General features: G+C 57.8%; 20 protein-coding genes. 9 read left to right on the top strand and 11 right to left on the bottom strand.

Annotation, left to right across the window (positions count from 1 at the left end):
- Positions 1 to 2: 2 nt before the first annotated feature.
- The 6 genes from ssb to AFERRID_RS12840 all read right to left on the bottom strand — a co-directional run bounded on the left by ssb (position 3) and on the right by AFERRID_RS12840 (position 4,813).
- Positions 3 to 491: a single-stranded DNA-binding protein gene (gene ssb, locus AFERRID_RS12865; protein ID WP_126605375.1), complete on the bottom strand. Its 489-nt coding sequence runs from the start codon at positions 489 to 491 to the stop codon at positions 3 to 5.
- Between the two features lie 57 nt (positions 492 to 548).
- Positions 549 to 1,445: a DNA adenine methylase gene (locus AFERRID_RS12860; protein ID WP_226833028.1), complete on the bottom strand. Its 897-nt coding sequence runs from the start codon at positions 1,443 to 1,445 to the stop codon at positions 549 to 551.
- Entirely contained in the window at positions 1,442 to 2,632 is a 1,191-nt protein-coding gene (locus tag AFERRID_RS12855; RefSeq protein ID WP_226833029.1) for a hypothetical protein, read from the bottom strand. Before AFERRID_RS12855 ends, AFERRID_RS12860 begins: the two co-directional genes overlap by 4 nt.
- Positions 2,629 to 3,453, bottom strand: a complete 825-nt coding sequence (locus tag AFERRID_RS12850; RefSeq protein ID WP_226833030.1) for an ATP-binding protein — start codon at positions 3,451 to 3,453, stop codon at positions 2,629 to 2,631. The genes AFERRID_RS12855 and AFERRID_RS12850 overlap by 4 nt, the downstream gene beginning before the upstream one ends.
- 10 nt (positions 3,454 to 3,463) lie before the next feature.
- On the bottom strand, positions 3,464 to 4,459 hold the full coding sequence (locus AFERRID_RS12845; protein ID WP_226833031.1) for a DUF1376 domain-containing protein: 996 nt from the start codon (positions 4,457 to 4,459) through the stop codon (positions 3,464 to 3,466).
- Between the two features lie 114 nt (positions 4,460 to 4,573).
- Positions 4,574 to 4,813 carry a transcriptional regulator gene (locus AFERRID_RS12840; protein ID WP_172959377.1) on the bottom strand — a complete coding sequence of 80 codons (240 nt, stop codon included), beginning with the start codon at positions 4,811 to 4,813 and terminating at the stop codon, positions 4,574 to 4,576.
- 78 nt (positions 4,814 to 4,891) lie between these two features.
- On the opposite strand from AFERRID_RS12840, the gene AFERRID_RS12835 reads away from it, so the two are divergent.
- The 3 genes from AFERRID_RS12835 (at position 4,892) to AFERRID_RS12820 (ending at position 6,982) form a co-directional block, all read left to right on the top strand.
- Positions 4,892 to 5,617 carry a LexA family transcriptional regulator gene (locus tag AFERRID_RS12835; protein WP_172959376.1) on the top strand — a complete coding sequence of 242 codons (726 nt, stop codon included), beginning with the start codon at positions 4,892 to 4,894 and terminating at the stop codon, positions 5,615 to 5,617.
- Positions 5,618 to 6,091: 474 nt separating this feature from the next.
- On the top strand, positions 6,092 to 6,688 hold the full coding sequence (locus tag AFERRID_RS12825; RefSeq protein ID WP_126605370.1) for a hypothetical protein: 597 nt from the start codon (positions 6,092 to 6,094) through the stop codon (positions 6,686 to 6,688).
- A gap of 66 nt (positions 6,689 to 6,754) precedes the next feature.
- The gene (locus tag AFERRID_RS12820; protein WP_126605369.1) at positions 6,755 to 6,982 is read left to right on the top strand and encodes a helix-turn-helix transcriptional regulator; all 228 of its coding nucleotides are present in this window, start codon (positions 6,755 to 6,757) and stop codon (positions 6,980 to 6,982) included.
- Here the strand turns inward: AFERRID_RS12820 and AFERRID_RS12815 are convergent.
- The 5 genes from AFERRID_RS12815 to guaB form a co-directional block, all read right to left on the bottom strand.
- Entirely contained in the window at positions 6,972 to 7,322 is a 351-nt protein-coding gene (locus AFERRID_RS12815; RefSeq protein WP_456263959.1) for a tyrosine-type recombinase/integrase, read from the bottom strand. The two genes, AFERRID_RS12820 and AFERRID_RS12815, sit on opposite strands and share 11 nt — an antisense overlap.
- Positions 7,323 to 7,411: 89 nt before the next feature.
- Entirely contained in the window at positions 7,412 to 8,734 is a 1,323-nt protein-coding gene (locus tag AFERRID_RS12810) for an IS701 family transposase (protein WP_070807692.1), read from the bottom strand.
- A gap of 144 nt (positions 8,735 to 8,878) precedes the next feature.
- Positions 8,879 to 9,733 carry a tyrosine-type recombinase/integrase gene (locus AFERRID_RS12805; RefSeq protein ID WP_456263958.1) on the bottom strand — a complete coding sequence of 285 codons (855 nt, stop codon included), beginning with the start codon at positions 9,731 to 9,733 and terminating at the stop codon, positions 8,879 to 8,881.
- Between the two features lie 306 nt (positions 9,734 to 10,039).
- On the bottom strand, positions 10,040 to 11,584 hold the full coding sequence (gene guaA / locus AFERRID_RS12800; RefSeq protein WP_126605368.1) for a glutamine-hydrolyzing GMP synthase: 1,545 nt from the start codon (positions 11,582 to 11,584) through the stop codon (positions 10,040 to 10,042).
- Between the two features lie 3 nt (positions 11,585 to 11,587).
- Positions 11,588 to 13,048 (bottom strand): IMP dehydrogenase, encoded by a 1,461-nt coding sequence (gene guaB, locus AFERRID_RS12795; RefSeq protein ID WP_126605367.1) that lies wholly within the window; start codon positions 13,046 to 13,048, stop codon positions 11,588 to 11,590.
- Positions 13,049 to 13,228: 180 nt separating this feature from the next.
- On the opposite strand from guaB, the gene AFERRID_RS12790 reads away from it, so the two are divergent.
- The 6 genes from AFERRID_RS12790 (at position 13,229) to panB (ending at position 19,106) form a co-directional block, all read left to right on the top strand.
- Positions 13,229 to 14,191, top strand: coding sequence for a glycosyltransferase family 2 protein (locus AFERRID_RS12790; protein ID WP_269149204.1), 963 nt, complete (start codon positions 13,229 to 13,231; stop codon positions 14,189 to 14,191).
- A gap of 134 nt (positions 14,192 to 14,325) precedes the next feature.
- Positions 14,326 to 15,819, top strand: a complete 1,494-nt coding sequence (pcnB, locus tag AFERRID_RS12785) for a polynucleotide adenylyltransferase PcnB (RefSeq protein ID WP_126605366.1) — start codon at positions 14,326 to 14,328, stop codon at positions 15,817 to 15,819.
- Between the two features lie 21 nt (positions 15,820 to 15,840).
- Complete coding sequence (locus tag AFERRID_RS12780) at positions 15,841 to 17,193, top strand: CCA tRNA nucleotidyltransferase (RefSeq protein ID WP_126605365.1); 1,353 nt, start codon at positions 15,841 to 15,843, stop codon at positions 17,191 to 17,193.
- Positions 17,151 to 17,720 carry a 2-amino-4-hydroxy-6-hydroxymethyldihydropteridine diphosphokinase gene (folK, locus tag AFERRID_RS12775; RefSeq protein WP_113525706.1) on the top strand — a complete coding sequence of 190 codons (570 nt, stop codon included), beginning with the start codon at positions 17,151 to 17,153 and terminating at the stop codon, positions 17,718 to 17,720. The genes AFERRID_RS12780 and folK overlap by 43 nt, the downstream gene beginning before the upstream one ends.
- Entirely contained in the window at positions 17,717 to 18,328 is a 612-nt protein-coding gene (locus AFERRID_RS12770) for a deoxynucleoside kinase (RefSeq protein ID WP_126605364.1), read from the top strand. The genes folK and AFERRID_RS12770 overlap by 4 nt, the downstream gene beginning before the upstream one ends.
- Positions 18,321 to 19,106, top strand: coding sequence for a 3-methyl-2-oxobutanoate hydroxymethyltransferase (panB, locus tag AFERRID_RS12765; protein WP_113525708.1), 786 nt, complete (start codon positions 18,321 to 18,323; stop codon positions 19,104 to 19,106). The genes AFERRID_RS12770 and panB overlap by 8 nt, the downstream gene beginning before the upstream one ends.

The following is a 19,106-nucleotide window of genomic DNA, read 5'->3' as shown; positions in this document are numbered from 1 at the left end:
GATTAAAACCGAACACGGCGCAGCAAGGCGCGCGGTTGGCAGAGAATTTCTGCGCTGGTGATGAACGGGATCCCATCGTCGTCCATCGGCGGGGTTCCCATGTCATCACTGCCACCGCCATGCTGTGGCGCAGAATCCTTATCCTCTGGCGTGTTGCTGCCTCGACCACCGATCAGCTGGAGACGGTCCCCAACAATTTCCGCGGTGAATCGCTCCTGCCCTTCCTTGTCGGTCCACTTGCGCGTGCGTATCCGCCCCTCAATGTACGCCTGGCTCCCTTTACGCAGATATTCGCCTGCAATCTCAGCAATGCGGCCCCAGAGAACCACACGATGCCACTCTGTGCGTTCCTGTTTGTTCCCTTCTTTGTCCTTAAAGGACTCGGATGTGGCAACACTAAAGCTCGCATTTGCCGTACCATCCGGCATGTATCTCATTTCCGGGTCTTTGCCCAGGTGCCCCATCAAAATCATCCTGTTCACACCAGCCATGTCGTTCTCCTTCCTGACGATGAAATTTGCCTCATGTGGGTATAGATCAGAGACGGGTTAAACGGCCAACAGGTCCAACAAACCGCATTGTCGTGGCGCACACCGCTCGTACCAATCCGTCAGGCGCGGGTTCAGCCATAACCGTTCCGTCCTCTCTTGTTCAATATTTTCCATAACTTTCCCTGAGCGGTTCACATGACAGGTATGGGCAAAATCCACATAGGACCACCCCTGCCTGGATTCTAAATGATCCGCATACAAATCACTGGGATAGCCAGAAATCGCAACATAGGCATCACACGCTGAAAGCACCCGAAGCAGGTTTTCATGATCGTGGTCACTCATCTCGTCGGCATATTCCCCGTCTCTGCGGGTAGTCTGGACATACGGCGGATCACAATAGATGACAGCAGATGCACTATCAAATCGCCGGATAACCGCCATCGCATCATCGTTCTCGATCAGCGCGTACCGCAATCGATCCCGAACCTGCAGCAATTCTGAATCAATGACTGCCGCCATAGAACGTGCCTTATTGTCAAAAACCTTGGCAAAGGCCCAGGCCGGGTTTTTGCGCGTGGATTCCGCGCCGAATGCGGATCGCGCAATATAAAAAAACCGCGCAGCACGCTCTAGCTCTGGCAGCCGTTCAGTATCTTGAATAACCCGCCATTCATAAAAAAGCTGTCGTGAGTAGGGCGTATTCTGCAAATACCGGATTAAATCGCCTGCCCGGTCACGGAGCACCCGAAAGAAGGTCACAATCTCGCCATTGGCGTCATTGATGACCTCAATGCCGGATGGTCGGCGGGCAAAAAACACCGCGCCACCACCGAAGTATGGTTCAACATAGGTGAGTTCCCGAGACGGTTGAGGAAGCCTCGCAGCAATCTGGTCAACCAGCTTGCCTTTTCCACCCATCCAGGGGAACGGCGGACGGATCCTCATGCTCATACGGAAGCAACCTGCAACGCCGCCAGCGTTACTTCGTATCCATCACTTTCACCCCGAAGGTACGCTTTGCATGAGTCAAGAAGAGACACCACCTCGCAGGCATCATCCCGGTTTACGCGCAGGATCTGCTTGCGAATGTCCGTCAACGCGCGGTTGCCCAGCAACTCACGAAGGCACGAGGATTCAATGTCGTCACCGGCTTTGCTCAACACGCGCAGTAGCCCGAGAATAGCGCGATATTCTCTCGCTTCGACCAGGTACGGTATCAATTCCTTGGCGGCAATTTCTTTTTTCCCCACGAGAATGAGCATCTCCAGAAACTCACGATGATCGGCGGGTATTCCATAGTCGCCGTCCTCATCAATATCCATATCGTCAACCGCAATGGAGAGATGATCTTCTGGAGACAGGCGTTCGTTGCTGCCGCGCACTTCGTGCTCACCCCGCTCTTCGAGCGCATATTCCAGGCGTACTTCTGTTCGGGTTCCGTGAAGCGTCGCTTCCAGTTTTTCCAGTTCCCGCAATTTTTTCTGGCGCGTTTCTCCAGTATGTTTCTTGAGTTCGGATCTTTTTTGTCGGATAGCCCTTTCCAATAAGGCTTTCGAGAACACAGCGTCCTGCGGGCGCTTGGCTTCGGATTCCATTGGCTTCCGGTAAATGAAATCTTCCAACGCTTCGCGTGAGGCAAATCGGGTATGCACCTCAACAAATGTGGCAATGTTAGGATGCGGCACGTTGCTGAGATCGTGCTTCTCGGAGAAATGTTGTAGCGCCTTGGTTGCTGCGGATTTGGCCAAGTCATGGTGATCGCCACGATGATCTGGTATAGACCATTCCGCCGCTACGATTTTTGACAAGATGATCGCCGTACCACGCCGGATGGCTTCGGATACGACCTGCTCCATCACATGATTTTGGCGTGGGGTGAGCCGGATACTCTGCGCCCAGCGCATCAGGCGGATAGCTACCTGCACGCTGCAATCGTATCCCTTGGGCGCAAAATCCGTCATGCGCAAATCCTCCAGGAATTGCTTGGGTTCGGAGAAAAAAGGTCCAAGGTCAATCAGGTAAAAAGCCATGCTTCCGGTTGTGTTTCGAGCGCGGCCATGGCGCACAGGAAGAGGCTTTTGCCTGGGTGCGGCTTCTTCTGAGGAATCACTGTAGTCGCTCTGCAGATGCGTGTTCATAGTGCTCCCCCCCGACGATGGCTTTTCCAGTCAAAGAGCAGTAGATCGCCATTCTGGCAAAGCCGGTCGAAGGCCGCCGATCCCAGGTATTTCTCTATGCCAGCAATGCTTTCATTGGACAGGATGATGGTCGGCTTCAGATCGCGGTATCGGTGATCGATGACCTCGAAGAGATGTACCCGCTCTCCATCGCTGCCAAAGGTTTTCCCGACCTCATCAATGATGAGTAGCCTCGCCTCCGCAAATTCGCGGATAACGTCGAGCTCGGCCTTATTGTCGGCCCCCCGCTGCCAGGTCTGGCGAATACGGGCGATGATGTCGTAAGCCGTAACCTGGAGCACGCTGTGCCCTTTGGACAGAACGGCCTGAGCAATAGCAGACGCCAGATGGTTTTTTCCCGTGCCCGGATTCCCACAGAGGATAAGACAGGATCCTTTACAGGCACGGTCCTCAAAATGATCTGCGTAGTCCCGACAGACATCGAGAGCCGTTTGCTGACCGGCGACCTCGACCACATAGTTGTCGAAACCGCAGCCCATGTACCGCTTTGGAATGGCCGCGCTCTCCATGAGCCGACGCGACGCCTGCTCCGCCGCGCACACCGGGCAGACTGGCGCCATGTACCGGATGACATCCTGCTCATCCACCATGGAAATCGGATAGCGTCCATGTCGTTCACACGCTCGGTACTGTGGATGGCGGTCAGGTAGGATCGCCACATTATCAGGATCGAATCCCCAACGGGCCAGCAGGCCTTTGGCGACATCGCCCGCGTGTGCCAATGGCGGATGCTTGCGCTCAGACTTTTTCGGCATGGTCATGATAAGTCTCCTACAGGCGAATATGGTTTGATTGTCCAACGACAAGGGGGAGCAAGAGAGAACGGTTGGGTGGAGCGTCTGCTTGTTTATGCTTTCCGTTTTTCCCTGAAGATTTCCCAGGGTCTTTCAGCATCGCGGCGATGTAGCCGACGTGAATGCCCGCGCCTTTTTTCTCCAGAGCGATTTCCGCTGCGGCCAGAATGTGTTCGTCGGAATGGTGGGCGCACATCTCATGCACAATGACCATGTGGGGAGCTGCGCGGACGCCAAGTGACCGTAGTTTCTTGCACAACGTGCCTTCGCGGGTTGCTGGCGGCATTGGGGAGGATTCTGTTGACTGCGTTTCCTGAAACGTTTCATCCGCCGTTTCTGAAACGCTATTTAACGTTTCTTCTCTCTCTCTTTCTTTCTCTCTTTCTCTTATATGAAACGTTTCAGCCGTTTCAGGAAACGTTTCAGTGAAACGGCCTTGAAACGTTTCAGCCGTTTCATCGACCTGGGTAGAGTGCTCGTCCTCAGTCATGGTAGATTTGCTGCTCCCCTGCTTGGCCTTTTGTTCCGCTCGCCAGCGACGAAGGCGCTCACGATCCTTGGCGCGTGGATCCGAAGGGCTTGATGGTGGCTGTTGGGTCTTGTTGCCACAGGCATCCAGTACCATTTCCGCAAGCACGGGATGGTACAGGCGGCCATCGGAGCAAAGGGAGAAGCCATGCAATGCAATAGCCTTGACTTTCATCCATCGTCGGGGGGATCCACGATAACCAGCAAGAGATGCCAGTATCTTGTCATCGTTGGGAATACTGCCAGCGGGCACTTGCCGCATGGATTCGGTCCACAGCTTTACCGCTGCGCCGAACTCTTCATTACTGGCCAAGTGGATGAAGTCGCTGGAATGAAGTCGGTTCAGGTCCAGCTTCATCCAGCAATAGGAACGCAGATCAATTTCTGCTGGTACTGGTGGGGGCGGAAGTGCTGAACAATCTGGTTTTTGTGCATCACCCGGCATGGTCTCTTCCAGCCTTTCCAGCCCTTCGAATAGGTGCCAGGAGTGATCGCGCGGCTGGAAGCGCAATCCGGGTGCCCCCGTTTCCTGGCATAGAAGTGGTGATAGGTAATGCGCTCATGCGGCCCCTCGGTCTTGAGGTTCATGGTGGAGCGGGCCGAAGATGTCGGGGCGGAGTTCCTCGCGGGTGACGGTGCCGTGGGTGAGTAGCTCAATTCGTGCCGCGTTTTCTGCTGAAACGCGGCGTCTGCCCTTGGCTACTTGGCGCAAGAACTCGGCATTGAAACCAAGAATCTCGGCAATGCGAGGGAAGCCACCATGCTTGATTGCGTAAGTTCGGATGTCCATGGGTGCCATTATATAGCTCATAGCTATACAATCGTCAACAGCGTGGCGCATGTCGCCGATGCTATAGCAACAGGCTATAAATACAACATGAAATCTATTGACGAAATTCGGCTTGAAAACTTCTTGGCCCTTCTCGGTCGGTATAAGCAGGCCGAGATTGGACGCCGTATCCAGAGAAGCCCAGGGCAAGTTCAACAGTGGGCAGCAAAGGCCAGGAAAAGCCCGGCCAAGGGGAGCCGAAATATTGACGACGAATCAGCTAGGCTGCTTGAGGCGTCCCTCAATCTCCCCGTAAACTGGATGGACAACGACCACTCAGCGAGCGGCGCCCTCTCAGGCGCTGTCCCGGTCGTCGCTTACCATCCCGAAGAGCCATTGGATGATGGCGAGATCGAGATCCCCGCGCTGAACGTCGCAGTTGGCGCAGGAAACCGCATCCACACGGAACCCGTGGAAGAAGAACGCCGCTTCCGCTATTCCCTGGAATGGGTACGGCGCTATGGGCTCAAAGCGGACAAGTTGATCCGATACAAGGTACGCGGTTCCAGCATGGACCCCTTTATCAGCGATGGGAGCTGGATCACCGTCGAGATGGGAACAACGCAAGTAACAGACGGGAGCGTCTACCTGCTGCGCTATGGGGACCAGATCTCGGTCAAGTTTCTATTTCGGCGCTACGATGGCGGTCTGATCGTCCGGTCTTTTAACCCATCGGAACCGGACGTGGTAGTCCCGGCGCAGGATCTGGAGCACATCAAGGTCCTGGGCCGTGTCGTGGAGAGCACGAACATGTTGATCAAGGCGATCAAATGAAAGACCAAGCTACTTTGCATCTGACTTTTAGGTATCGCCAGCAGTCCACCGAACCGGCCTGCGCCAGTTTACTTTTGCCCATCGTTCGCTTGCGCAGCGCCCCCTTATAAGTTGACCATCCACAGATCATAAACATTCTGTCCAAAATCTCCATCTACACGCTATTGACCATTAGTATAGCTTACGGCTATATTGTCCCCATCGAAGCCACCCAACCGGAGCGGCATCATGGAGACCAGCTATGCAAAGCGTCATGTTCAAAGGTGAAACCAGTCAGGCAAGGGTTTCATCCCCATGCGAAACAGATTACCCCTCAGAATCTCGCCTTCTCATATCCCCTCAGAATCCATCAACGGTAACCGTCTCGTATCGTGACGGCGCTCTACTGACTTTCCTCTTCGACCGCTCCACGACCATCATGGATTTGGTGTCCATGATCAGTCGTGCGGGCCCAGTGCGAAAGGTAGTGCTCTGATGGCGGCCGTAGCCTTGGACATTGATGGCGTCCTCTGCGACTTCGATCAACACTGGATGGATTACGCGCGTCGGGTGTTGGACTGGTCAGGTATCAGACGACTGAATGACGCTTATCATTTGCATGACCGCTACGGGATCACCCGTTCAGACGCAAAACGGGTCTGGGGTACCTTCAATAACGAGGTTGCATGGGCCAACGTACCGTTCTACGCCCACACTCCGGATCTGGTTTATGCGCTGGAAGACCTGGGCTGTCAGGTGTGGGCGGTCACCAGCATCCGGGACGAATTCCATCAGGCCCGGGTTAATTCTCTCTGTGGGTTGCTGCCCGCCGGTCTGGTGGTGTGTGTCAATCCACTCCGTGCGCCTGCTGAGAAAGCCGCAGCGCTTCAGCGCATCGGTGCTTTGGCTTTTCTGGATGACCAGCCGGACAATGCCAATGCGGCGGCTGCGGTGGTTCACCTGTCCGCCCTGCTGGACCGGCGATATGCGGGGCTGGAAACGCCAACGAGTGATGTGGGGGTCATTGACGATCCAATGGATTACCCGGTGTTGGTGGAAACGCTTCTGCAGCGGACGCGGAGGGTGTCATGAGCGTCTGTTACTGGCTCTCCCTATCTGAAAAAAAAGCTCCTCAGGAAATTTGCAAAGGTGTTCGCGATGAATAATGAGCCTGTCCACAAGGTATTAATCAATCGGAAAATGTTGCTGGCGATGATACCGCTATCAGAGAGAACGATTTTTAATTTGGAAAAGCGTGGAGAGTTCCCTCGCCGCATAGCGCTCACCAGCCGAAATGTCGCTTGGGATCTTGCTGAGGTCGATCAGTGGATCGAAGCTCGGCGATCCAATAATATACCGGCGACACGGCCTGGGCTCACTTCGTAATTTTTTTCAGCGTCCATTCGTCAATCATGTCCGACCAATCTTGCAGCATCGACATGCGCTGCTCTCGATACTCGGCCTTGTTGTAGACGGCCCTGACTCCTTTCTGCTCATGCGCCAGGCATTTCTCGATCCAGTCCGTGTTATAGCCAGCCTCATGAAGCAGCGTGCTGGCCGTGCGCCGCAGGTCGTGCGGACCGAATTTGGCGAGGGTCTTCCCCTCTTTTTGCGCAAGCCGGTACGTCAACGTTAGCACTTGATTGAGCGTTGCGCTGCTCATTGGCGTATCCGAATCATACCGCGACGGCAGCACATACTCCGATCCGCCAGAAAAGGTCTTCAAAGCAATAAAAACTGAAGTTTAGACATGCAGCCTCCTCGCCAGCTTCTATGTGTGGCGATATGGCGTAGTAAATGTGGAGCAGGATTGAGTCAGGCGACCTTTTTGCGGGGTGGGTCATCGGTATCGGCCCAAAAGGCGGGGGCGGGGCACTGGAATTTCCCGGACTTCGGGTCGTAGCCCTTCCAGAATGGAACCCGCAGAAATTGCAGATGAAGCCATTGGGCCATGAGTCCTGCGGTGACAGGAGTAGCGATACGCCAGGGCGCTACTGCAGTCATGGGGAAATCTTCGGATAGGGTTTCGGCGAGGAGTTGCACCATGGACCAAGCGATGCAGCGGATTTGCATCCAGCGTTCCAAGACGGTGCGTTTTTGCTGCCAGAGGTTATGGATGCCCCACCAGCGTTTGAGATTGTGGAAGATCGGTTCGATCTGCCAGCGGTTGCTGTAGAGGACGACGATTTCGCTGGCGGTGAGATCCGTCTCGGAAGCGAGATAGAGGCGGGTGGGAGACCACCGATGATGCTTTTCATCGTAGATCGCACTCCATACGGCACGGACCGGATGGCCGTTCAGGAATCGTGCATTGGCGATGATGGATTGAAGACGGACCTTCTGCCGTTTCCCATAGAGATCCAGAGAGACGATCTCGGTGGGCAGCGCAGCCATGTCTTCCACGGTGTACTTGTTTCCATATATCCGAGGACGCCCGCGTTGGGATGTCCTCGGCGGTGGGTCGCGGAGCAGTACAGTATCTTTGCGCACCTGGCCGATGAACTGGCCTGCCGGCTGCAGGCCGTGCTGACGCAACAGGGGCAAGAGCAGGCGCCGCCGCATGAACCAAGCATCGGTGAGCAACCGGACGGGTACGGGGATGTGGGGTATAAAGGCGCGCAGCAATGCTCCGGCGATTTTCAGCTTGTGGGTGTTGCCGGTACTGGGCACCAGGCGCAAGCGGATGGGAAAGGAAATGGCTTTGCCGGAACGGGTACGCAGGGTCAACGCCAGACCCACCCAATTCTGGGCGAGGACATAACTGGGGCGGTTGTGCTTATGACTGTGGTCGAAGCGGATGGCCGCGCCTGGGGCCTTGGTAGAGTGCCGCAGGACCATCGTGTCGTCGACGACTAACTCGACGATCAGGGGCTTGGGCAAGGACTGCAGGAGCCAGCGTACCTGGGTTATGGCCAACGCCTGTGTACGCAAGGACGCACGCTCCAGGAGTTTGTAATAGGTGGTCCAGTGGCAGCGGAGGGAGATGCTGCTGAGGGCGCGGGTGACCCAGCCTTCGGGCGAGATCAGGCAACCGCAAAGCAGCTCCACAAAACTGCGCCGCGAGCGGGGCGGCACGACCGTCAGAAAGTAGGAAATCCACTCCGAGAGGCGGAGGGCAACGAGACGATGAAAGGGCATGACAGTGATTCCGAGAAGCCTAAAACGCTTCTCATTGGCCGACCCTTTTTTACAAGGGTCGGCCGCACGGCACTATCACTGTGTCAAGCACTTTCGTAGCAAAAATAGAAAAAACCCGGCGGAGCCGGGCTGTATGTCTAAACTTCAGGCAATAAAAATATCCAGCGCCTGCCTGGACAGAAACACCAGATGCGGATTGCGCCGCTTCATCCGCTCTTTCGGAATAATCCACAGGGCCTCGCTGAAATTGATCTCACTCCACGTCGCCTTGGTAAGCTCACTCTTTCGCACCATCGTCAGCAACAGCAGTTTAGCCGCAGCCCGAATGGAAGGCGTGGTGCCGATGCGTTCCATGTACTGATACATCAGCGCGATCTCGTCCGGTGTCAGCGCCCGGTCGCGCGGCTCGAACTTGGCAATGGCCGTGGGGCGTACCAGATCCGCCGGATTCTCGACCTTCTGGCCGCGCTCGATGGCCCAGCGGTAGACCTGTAACACCACTTCGCGGGAATGGACGGCTGTAGCCGGCGCGCCCCGCTCCACAATGGCATCAGTGAGTGCCCGCAAGTCCTCGTGGGTAATTTCGACCAGCTTTTGGTTGCCGAATTTCGGTTTTATCTCGCGCTCGTAGACCGCCCGGCGCATGTCACGGGTGGAGTCGGCCATCTGGTAGCCGCGCAGCCACTTTTCTGCCCACGCACCGAATGTCTCAGTATCTTTGACGCGCGCTTTGTCTCGCGCTTTTTCTTTTGCCGGCGACTTGCCACCCGCGATCAGCTTCTTGGCCTCGGCAAGCTGCACGCGGGCTTCCGACAGGGTAATGCCGCCGATGCCATAACGACCAAAGGTGATGGTCTCCTGCCGCCCGTTAATCGCGTAGTTATAGCGGAACGAGATCGCTCCAGCAGGGGTAACGGCCACATAGAGACCATCGCGATCGTTCACCTTGTAGAGTTTGTCCCGCGACTTGAGGTTTCGCAGCTTGGTATCAGTCAGCATGGCTTCGATCCTTTCTGGCGTTCTATACCATGATCAGAATGGCCTCAAAAAAACAGAATAATATAGTTATATATCATCATGTTATGAGTTCTTAATGCCATAGCATAGCGCCGCAGGGTAACATGGTATCGGACTCGCTCATGGCATCGTAGCCAAAGAATACCATCAGATGTGCCATGAAAAAAGCTTGCTTGGAATTACTTGACGTTGCCAGACCGTGCCAGCCAGAAATGAAAAACTACATAAAAACCAAATCATTAAATAGAGTTAGATGCCTTTCCATGCCAGTCATTGCCAGACGCCGAATCATTCCCACTCGATGGTGGCCGGGGGCTTGGATGATATATCGTAAACCACGCGATTGATCCCGGCGACCTCGTTGATGATTCGGGTGGAGATGCGTCCCAGCACTTCATAGGGTAGGTGCGCCCAATCTGCGGTCATGCCATCCGCCGACTCCACCGCGCGTAAGGCGACGGTTTCATCATAGGTCCGCGCATCGCCCATCACGCCGACACTGCGCACCGGCAGCAATACCGCAAAAGCTTGCCAGAGGCGGTCATACAATCCGGCGTCATGGATCTCTTCCATGACGATACGGTCGGCACGGCGCAGGACTCCCAGGCGATGTTCATCAACCGACCCCAGACAGCGGATGGCCAAACCAGGCCCCGGGAAGGGCTGACGCCGGATCACTTCTTCGGGCATGCCCAGCTCACGACCGAGTTCCCGTACTTCGTCCTTGAACAGTTCCCGCAAAGGCTCGACCAGTTGCAGGTGCATGCGTTCCGGCAAGCCACCCACGTTATGGTGAGACTTGATGGTCGCACTGGGCCCCTTGAACGAAATGGACTCGATCACGTCAGGATAAAGGGTGCCTTGCGCCAGGAAGTCGGCGCCTTCCAGATGCTTCGACTCTTCCTCAAAAATCTCGATGAACAGTTTACCGATGGCCTTGCGCTTCCTTTCGGGATCAGCGACATCCGCCAGCACCTCCAGAAAACGCTGCCGGGCATCCACCACCTGCAGGGGAATCTGAAAGTAATTGCGAAAAACCGTCGCCACCTTCTCCGCTTCCCCAAAGCGCAACAGCCCGTTATCGACAAAAATACAGGTGAGCTGGTCGCCGATGGCGCGATGAATGAGCACCGCTGCCACGGCCGAATCCACCCCGCCGGAAAGCGCGGCGATGACCCGACCCTTACCCACCTGGGCACGGATCGTCGCCACTGCCGTGTCCACATAAGAGTGCATGGTCCAGTCGCCGGTGCAGCCGCATACGCCGCGCACGAAGGCCGTGAGCATCTCCGCGCCGCGGGGGGTATGGGCGACCTCCAGATGGAACTGTACACCATAAAAGTTTCGCGCCGGGTCGCCAATGGCTGCCAGCGGTGAATTGGCACTGCTGGCCAGCACCCGGAAACCATCGGGCATGGATTCTATCCGGTCGCCGTGACTCATCCAGACTTCTTCGGCAGCACCTGCAGCCCCAAAGGGTAACAACGGGCCGATCGCTTCCTTTATCTGAAGGTGCGCGCGGCCGTATTCCCGATGCTCCGCTTTGCCTACCCGCCCGCCCAATAACTGGGCCATCAACTGCAGGCCGTAGCAAATACCGAGGACTGGCAAGCCCATGGCAAACAGGGCAGGATCAACAGATGGGGCATCGATATCGTGCACCGATGATGGCCCTCCGGACAGAATGATCCCTTTGGGCCGCCAAGCCCGTATCTCCGCCAGCGCCATATGGTAGGGGTGAATTTCGCAATAGACGTGAGCTTCGCGCACCCGCCGCGCAATAAGCTGAGTGAACTGCGAACCAAAATCGAGAATCAGGATACGTTCTTGCATGGTTCACTCCACCCGGTAATTGGGCGCTTCCTTGGTGATATTCACGTCGTGGACATGGCTCTCACGCACGCCCGCCTGGGTAATCTTGATGAAGCGGGCACGGCTGCGCAGGGCCGACAAATCTTCTGCCCCCAGGTAGCCCATGCTGGAGCGCAAGCCACCGAGGAGCTGGTGAATCACCTGCCCGGCCGGCCCCTTATAGGGTACCCGGCCTTCCACGCCTTCGGGTACCAGCTTGGGGGCCTCCGGACTGGCATCCTGAAAATAGCGGTCGGCAGACCCCTGCTGCATGGCCCCCAGCGAGCCCATGCCACGATACGCCTTGTAGGAACGGCCCTGATAGAGTTCGATTTCGCCCGGCGCTTCGTCGGTGCCCGCGAGCAGGCCACCGACCATGACCGCATGCGCCCCCGCCGCCAAGGCCTTGGCGAAGTCCCCGGAATAGCGGATGCCGCCATCGGCAATGAGCGATACGCCGGTACCCGCCAGCGCGTTCGCCACATTACTGATGGCCGTGACCTGTGGTACACCGACCCCGGCAACAATACGCGTCGTACAGATGGAGCCCGGTCCGATACCCACCTTGACGGCATCAGCGCCCGCGTCCACCAGCGCCAAGGCGGCCTCTCCAGTAGCGATGTTGCCGCCGATCACGTCCACATCCGGAAAGTGATTCTTCACCCAGCGCACCCGGTCAAGCACACCCTGGCTGTGACCATGGGCCGTATCGACGATAATGACATCGACCCCGGCCTCCGCCAGCGCCTGTACCCGCGCGTCAGTACCTTCGCCGACGCCCACCGCCGCGCCCACCAGCAGGCGGCCTTGCGCATCACGACAGGCCAGCGGGTGTTCAGTAGCTTTTCGGATATCCTTGACCGTAATCAGCCCGCGCAATTCAAAGCGGTCATTCACCACCAGGATTTTTTCAATGCGATGCTGGTGCAGCAATGCCTTGGTGACATCCAGACTGGTTCCTTCCGGCACCGTGACCAGTCGTTCCCTGGGCGTCATGACACTGCTCACCGGGGCATCCATGCGTGTTTCAAAGCGCAGATCGCGGTGCGTCACAATCCCCTCCAGATGTTCGCCATCCACGACGGGCACCCCGGAAATTCCATGCACGGCCATCACCTGCAACACTTCGCGAATGCTCACATCGGCGCTGGTGGTAATGGGGTCTTTGATAACGCCAGACTCGAACTTTTTGACTCGCCGCACCAAAGCGGCCTGCTGGTCCGGAGACATATTCTTATGAATGATGCCGATCCCGCCCTCTTGTGCAAGTCCGATGGCCATGGCAGCCTCGGTTACCGTATCCATCGCGGCCGAGAGCAGCGGAATGTTCAGTCGGATGCGTCGGCTGAGTTCGGTCGCGATCTGCACATCACGGGGGAGCACCGCCGAATGGGCGGGAACGAGGAGCACATCGTCAAAGGTGAGGGCTTCGCCGATCAGTTGCATAGTGATTCACCTAACAAGAAAGGGGCCGGGCCGTTGCGTCCCAGCCCCATGGTTCAAGGCATTCCGCACTATACCGAAGCGGATATGAATTTTCCAGTCTCGTTTGACGTGGCGGACGCACTCTTGTAATTTTCTGCGATGACTCAATCATCTCCACGACCAGACCCGCAACGCAGCAGCGTGACGGCTTCCATCATCGTCCCATGCCACAACGAATCCGGGAGTCTCCAGGCCCTCTACACCCGTGTCCGTGCCGTCATGGACGAATCGGGCGAACCGTGGGAGATGATTTGCATCAATGACGGCAGCGGAGATGATACGCTGTTGCAGTTGATTGCCCTGCATCGCCAGGATCGTCGGGTCAGAGTTATTGATTTGTCCAGGAATTTTGGCAAGGAAGCGGCGCTCACCGCCGGACTCGATGCCGCACAGGGAGAAGCCGCCATTCCGCTGGATGCTGACCTGCAAGACCCGCCCGAACTGATTCCCGAGCTTCTTGCCCGATGGCGGGATGGATTTGATGTGGTGAACGCCGTTCGCCTCTCCCGCGAAGGAGAATCGTGGCTCAAACGCGCCTCTGCGCATGTCTTTTACCGGATCATCAATCGCATGAGCGACGTGGAGATACCGCCGGACACGGGTGATTTCCGGCTGTTGTCTCGTCCGGTTCTGGAGGCCCTGCAGGCGCTTCCCGAACGCAGACGATTCATGAAGGGTTTGTTTGCCTGGGTCGGCTTTCGCAGCACGAATGTGTACTACCATCGTGCGCCCCGCCATGCGGGGAAAACCACCTGGAGCTATTGGCGGCTATGGAATCTCGCCCTGGAAGGTATTACTTCCTTTAGCCAGGTACCATTACAACTTGCCGCTTATCTGGGTTTTGCGGTATCGCTGTTGGCCTTTCTTTATGCCGTCTGGCTGGTAATCAGCACCCTGGTGTATGGAAACCCGGTAAAGGGTTATCCGTCCATCATGGTTACCCTACTGTTCCTGGGTGGCGTACAGCTCATGGCCCTGGGGGTGATCGGCGAGTACCTCGGTCGGATCTATGAGGAAAGCAAGCACAGACCGATTTACCTGGTCAGACAAGTGTGGGGCGGGGAGCATCCCACCCAGGCGGTTCAGCCGCAGGAGCATCCCTGAATGGGTTTTCAGGGCGCCACGTCCAATATGCGTTCCGGCATTCAAGGTACCCGCTTTTCAGCAACCACTGCTTTTCCCTAACTTTTCAGGTACACTGTCGCCCAGATTACCGCCTACCAACCCAGAGATCGCCCTTGGTATCCATAAAATCATTTATTACCAAGCAGTTGAACCTGCCCGACGGTGCCGTCGAAATGGCGGCGGCGCCCTCATCGTTATCGCCTGGTATCCCCGGTGCGCGAGTCACACCGCGCAGTCAGCACAACGTATCCCGGCTGCAGATCAGCGACAGTGCGCTGCAAGTGCTCAATGGCCTGCATCGTGCCGGTTTTCAGGCTTATCTGGTAGGCGGCAGCGTCCGCGATCTGCTGCTCGGACGGGAGCCCAAGGATTTCGACGTCGCAACAGATGCGCACCCGGAACAGGTCCGCAAGTTATTCCGCCGCAATGCCCGGCTGATCGGCCGACGGTTCATTCTGGTCCATGTACAGTTTGGCAACGAGATCATAGAAGTAGCCACCTTCCGCGGCAGTGCGAACGGCAAGAAAGACGAATCCAGCGAACACAGCGAAACGGGACGCATATTGGCAGACAACGTCTACGGCTCTCTGGAAGAGGACGCCCGACGCAGGGATTTCACCGCCAACGCGCTCTATTATAATATCGCCGACCGCAGCATTCTGGATTTCTCCACCGGCATGGAAGATTTGCGAGCCGGCCGATTGCGCGTCATCGGTGATCCGGAGCAGCGCTACCGGGAAGACCCTGTGCGGATGCTGCGGGCCGTCCGTTTCGCCGCGAAGCTCGGGTTCACTCTGGATGCCTCTGCCCAGGCACCCATAGCTTCCTGCCGGGAACTCCTGCAGGAAGTGCCCTCGGCGCGATTGTTTGAGGAAACGCTGAAGCTTTTCCTGACCGGCAATGCGCAGACCAGCTTTGAGCACCTGCGCCAGATGGGATTGTTTGTGGCCCTGTTTCCACAGGTGGATGCGCTTCTGGACGACGCACGATACGACTCCGCCCGCATCCTCCTGCAAGGTGCCTTGCAGGGCACCGATGCGCGGCTGCTCGACGGCAAATCGGTGACCCCCGCGTTTCTCTTTGCGGCGTTGCTCTGGCCTGCCCTGCAGCAGGAACGACAGTTGCTGGAACAACAGGGGAAGCCCGAGACCGTCGCCCTGCAGCAGGCCGCCACCAACGTGCTGCACGAGTGCGCAGGGCGGGTCTCGGTCCCCCGCCGCTTCGCCCTACCCATGCGTGAAATCTGGGACTTACAGGCGCGTTTCCTGCGCCGTGGCGGGCGCCGCCCCCATGCGCTGCTAGCCCATCCGCGTTTCCGCGCCGCCTTCGATTTCCTGAACCTGCGCAGCCAGAGCGGAGAAATACCAGCTACTTTGGTAGAATGGTGGGAACAATTCCAGATCGCAGATCATGACGGCCGGCGCGCCCTTATCGAACGCGCCCGCCTCGAAGAAACGGAACAGGAGCCCGCGCTGGGACCACTTCCGGTCACTTCGCGGCGCCGTCCTCGGCGGCGACGGCGCAGCAATCCTGCGAAACAGGGTGAAGCCTCCCAGCCGGGCAGCTCGGACGACGGCCATGACGACGGACCAGCCGGCAACGATTGATCCCGGGCCCGCGTCTCCACTATGGGGCGAACCGCGCTGAACTCTCACCAGACCGTATCCGGCACCGACAACCCCCCATCCGCAGCACAGATCCACCAGTTGCTGCGGCAGCATTGGGGCGAGGCGCGCCTGCAGCGTCTGCAGGATATCGGCAGAACCGCTGCACGGCTCGGCACACCGGCCTATCTGGTAGGTGGGTGCGTTCGCGACCTTCTACAAAACCATCCTGCACCGGACACGGATCTGGCCATAGAGGGAGATGTCCGCGCCGTCGCTAAAGCTTGCACCGCCCAGTTGTCCGGCATGCAATGTACCTATCATCCACAATTTGGTACCGCCATCCTCGAGTACCCCGACGGATTCCGGCTGGATCTGGCGCGTTGCCGCGTCGAGCACTACCCTGCACCTGCCGCTCTGCCGGAAGTACGGCCCGGCGATATCGTCGCGGATCTCGCCCGCCGCGATTTCACTATCAATGCCATGGCTATCTCCCTGGATCCGAGCAGTTTTGGCAGCTTCCTGGACCCCCATGGCGGACGCATGGATCTGCAACTCGGCCTGCTGCGGGTGCTGCACCCCCTTTCCTTTGTGGATGACCCCACCCGCATGCTGCGCGGACTGCGTTTTGCCGTGCGTTTTCACCTTCGACTGGAACCTGGTACCCATATTCTGCTCAAGACGGCACTGGCCCGGGATGTTTTCGCCCGGCTCAGCGGCGCACGTTTATGGCGTGAGCTGAAGTATGTGCTTGAACTGGACGATCTCGCCGGGGTTTTCGAAAGGCTGGATGCCTGGCAGTTATGGCCTCTGTTGCGCCCGGCACCACCGGAACCGGAGACGCTCCTTGCCAGCATGCAGCGCGGTCGACAGGAGATCACCTGGTTTCACCACCACTTCCCTGACGAGAAACTTTTCGATACCGCCGTATTGCTGACCCTGCTCTGGCGGCATATCCCTTGGGCAGAGGCGGAGAAACGCATACACTGTTGGCCTGTGGCCGACGGTCACCATATTCTGAGGGATCTGCAATTCCTGTCCGAAGTATCAGCGGCCCTGGCGAAGGCCACTCGCCCCAGTGCGGCGGCGCAATTATGGGCGGCGCTATCGCTACCCGGCATACTCGCGCTGCTTGCAGAGCATCCGGAAAGCGGCGTCGTTGCCGAAAGTGGCCGCCACTATCTGCTGAAGCAGCGTGGTCTGAAATCGCCGCTCAGCGGTCGGGATCTGCAAGCCATGGGCTTGGCGCCCGGCCCTCAACTTGGTAAGGTACTGCGCCGCCTGTACGAAGCCCACCTGGATGGCGAGATCGAAGATAAGGAAACCGCGCGACAATGGCTTATCAGACAAGGCATCCTGCCGTCCATCCAACCGTGATCGCCTGGATCAGCATCGGCAGCAACCTGGACTTGCCCGTGGCGCAGGTGCGACAGGCGCTGGAATCCCTGGCCACCGTACCCGAAAGCACCTTGCTGTGGCATTCCCATCTTTACCAGACAGCACCAGTGGGTGGTGTTCCACAGCCTGCATTTATCAATGCAGTCGCCCGGTTGCAGACGGCGTTACCGGATCGCGATCTCCTCAGTCATCTGCAAATGCTGGAGGCAGCGGCGGGGCGCCGCCGCGCCGTGGAAATTTACTGGGGTCCGCGGGTGCTGGACCTCGACCTGCTAAGTTACGGAAGCACACACTCGACTGATCCGAAACTCACCCTGCCCCACCCCCGCCTGCACGAAAGGGCCTTCGTGCTTGTGCCTCTTGCCGAGTTTGATCCGGAACTGATCATTCCCGGCTGCGGGTGCATCGCCCGACACCTGTCCGCAGTGGCCGATCAATCCGTGATTTGCATCCCGGATCATGCCCCTGAGATGGATATGTACCAGAGTCGTTCCGTCCAGGCATGACCAGCCCCCGCATCATCAGCATCGAAGGCCCCATGGGCGCCGGTAAAACCAGCCTTGCCCGGCTGTTGGCCCAATCCTTGGGCGGACGGATGATCCTCGAAGAACCAGCCCAAAACCCTTTTCTCTCCCGGTTCTACCAGGGTCCGGGCGCCGCGCTGGCGACCGAGTTGCAGTTTTTCATGCAACGCCGTGAGCGGTGGCGGCATAGAGATGACAGCCCCTGGATCATCAGCGACCACAGCGCCCGTAAAGACGAAATTTTTACCCCTCTCACTCTGGATGCGGAAGAGCGCCATCTTTTTAATGCGTTGCGCATGGCGCTGGATTTTCACCCTGCACCCGCGGATCTGATGATATTCCTGGATGCGCCGCTGCCGGTCCTGATGAAACGCATCCGGGCCCGTGGAGATGCCTACGAACAGGCATTGGCGCCTGATTATCTGGCGCGGGTGCAGGCGGCTTACCGTGCGTGGCAGGCCGACTATGCCCTGCCCCGCATGAATGTCGATTCGGCGCAGGTAGATTTTGTCCACGATCCGCGGCACACTGAACGACTGATCGACGCCGTCAGGCATCGCCTGAAAGACGCTGAGGAGCAAGATGCATAAGAAAATCGCCCGCTGGGTGCAGGACAAAAAAAGCGGCATCAAACGCGCCGTGGTGACCGCCTATGACTATCCCCTTGCCCGCCTTGCCGCCGAGGCCGGGGTACATGGCATATTGGTGGGCGACTCTCTCGGCATGGTGGTCGGCGGCGGCGGTGATACCCTCGGTGTTACTCTGGAGCAGATGGCTTATCACACCGGGATGGTGGTGCGAGGAGCGGGTGACTGTCTGGTATTTGCCGACCTGCCCTTTGGAAGCTATGAAAAAGGACCGGAGCAGGCCTGGGCTACAGCCGTAACTCTGCTCCGCGCCGGCGCCGATGTGGTCAAGCTGGAGGGAGGTGCGGAAATGGCCTCCACCGTGGCCTTCTGTGCCGAACGTGGCATCAACATCTGCGCCCATATCGGCCTGACTCCCCAACGAGTACGGCAGTGGGGCAGTTTTCAGCGACAGGGCACCGATGCGGACAGTGCACGTCGCTTGCAGGCCGACGCCGGGGCACTGGCGGATGCGGGTGCCCGCTTCCTGGTTTTGGAAGCGGTTCCCGATGCGCTGGCGGCAAATATTACCCGCGATATCACCATACCCACGATCGGCATCGGCGCGGGGCCGGATACGGATGCCCAGGTGCTGGTAATACACGACCTGCTAGGACTGGGAACCGAAAGCCCGCCCTTTGCGCGGCGCTACATCGAGGGCGGAAGGATCGTGAGGGACGCCTTGGCCGAATATGTGCGGGAAGTGGGTAACAGCCAGTTCCCGCCGCGCCGAAAACGTTAA

The organism is Acidithiobacillus ferridurans (assembly GCF_003966655.1).
Lineage (GTDB): Bacteria > Pseudomonadota > Gammaproteobacteria > Acidithiobacillales > Acidithiobacillaceae > Acidithiobacillus > Acidithiobacillus ferridurans.
The sequence above is the reverse complement of the archived record's forward strand: the minus strand, read 5'-3'. Positions and strand labels throughout refer to the sequence as shown.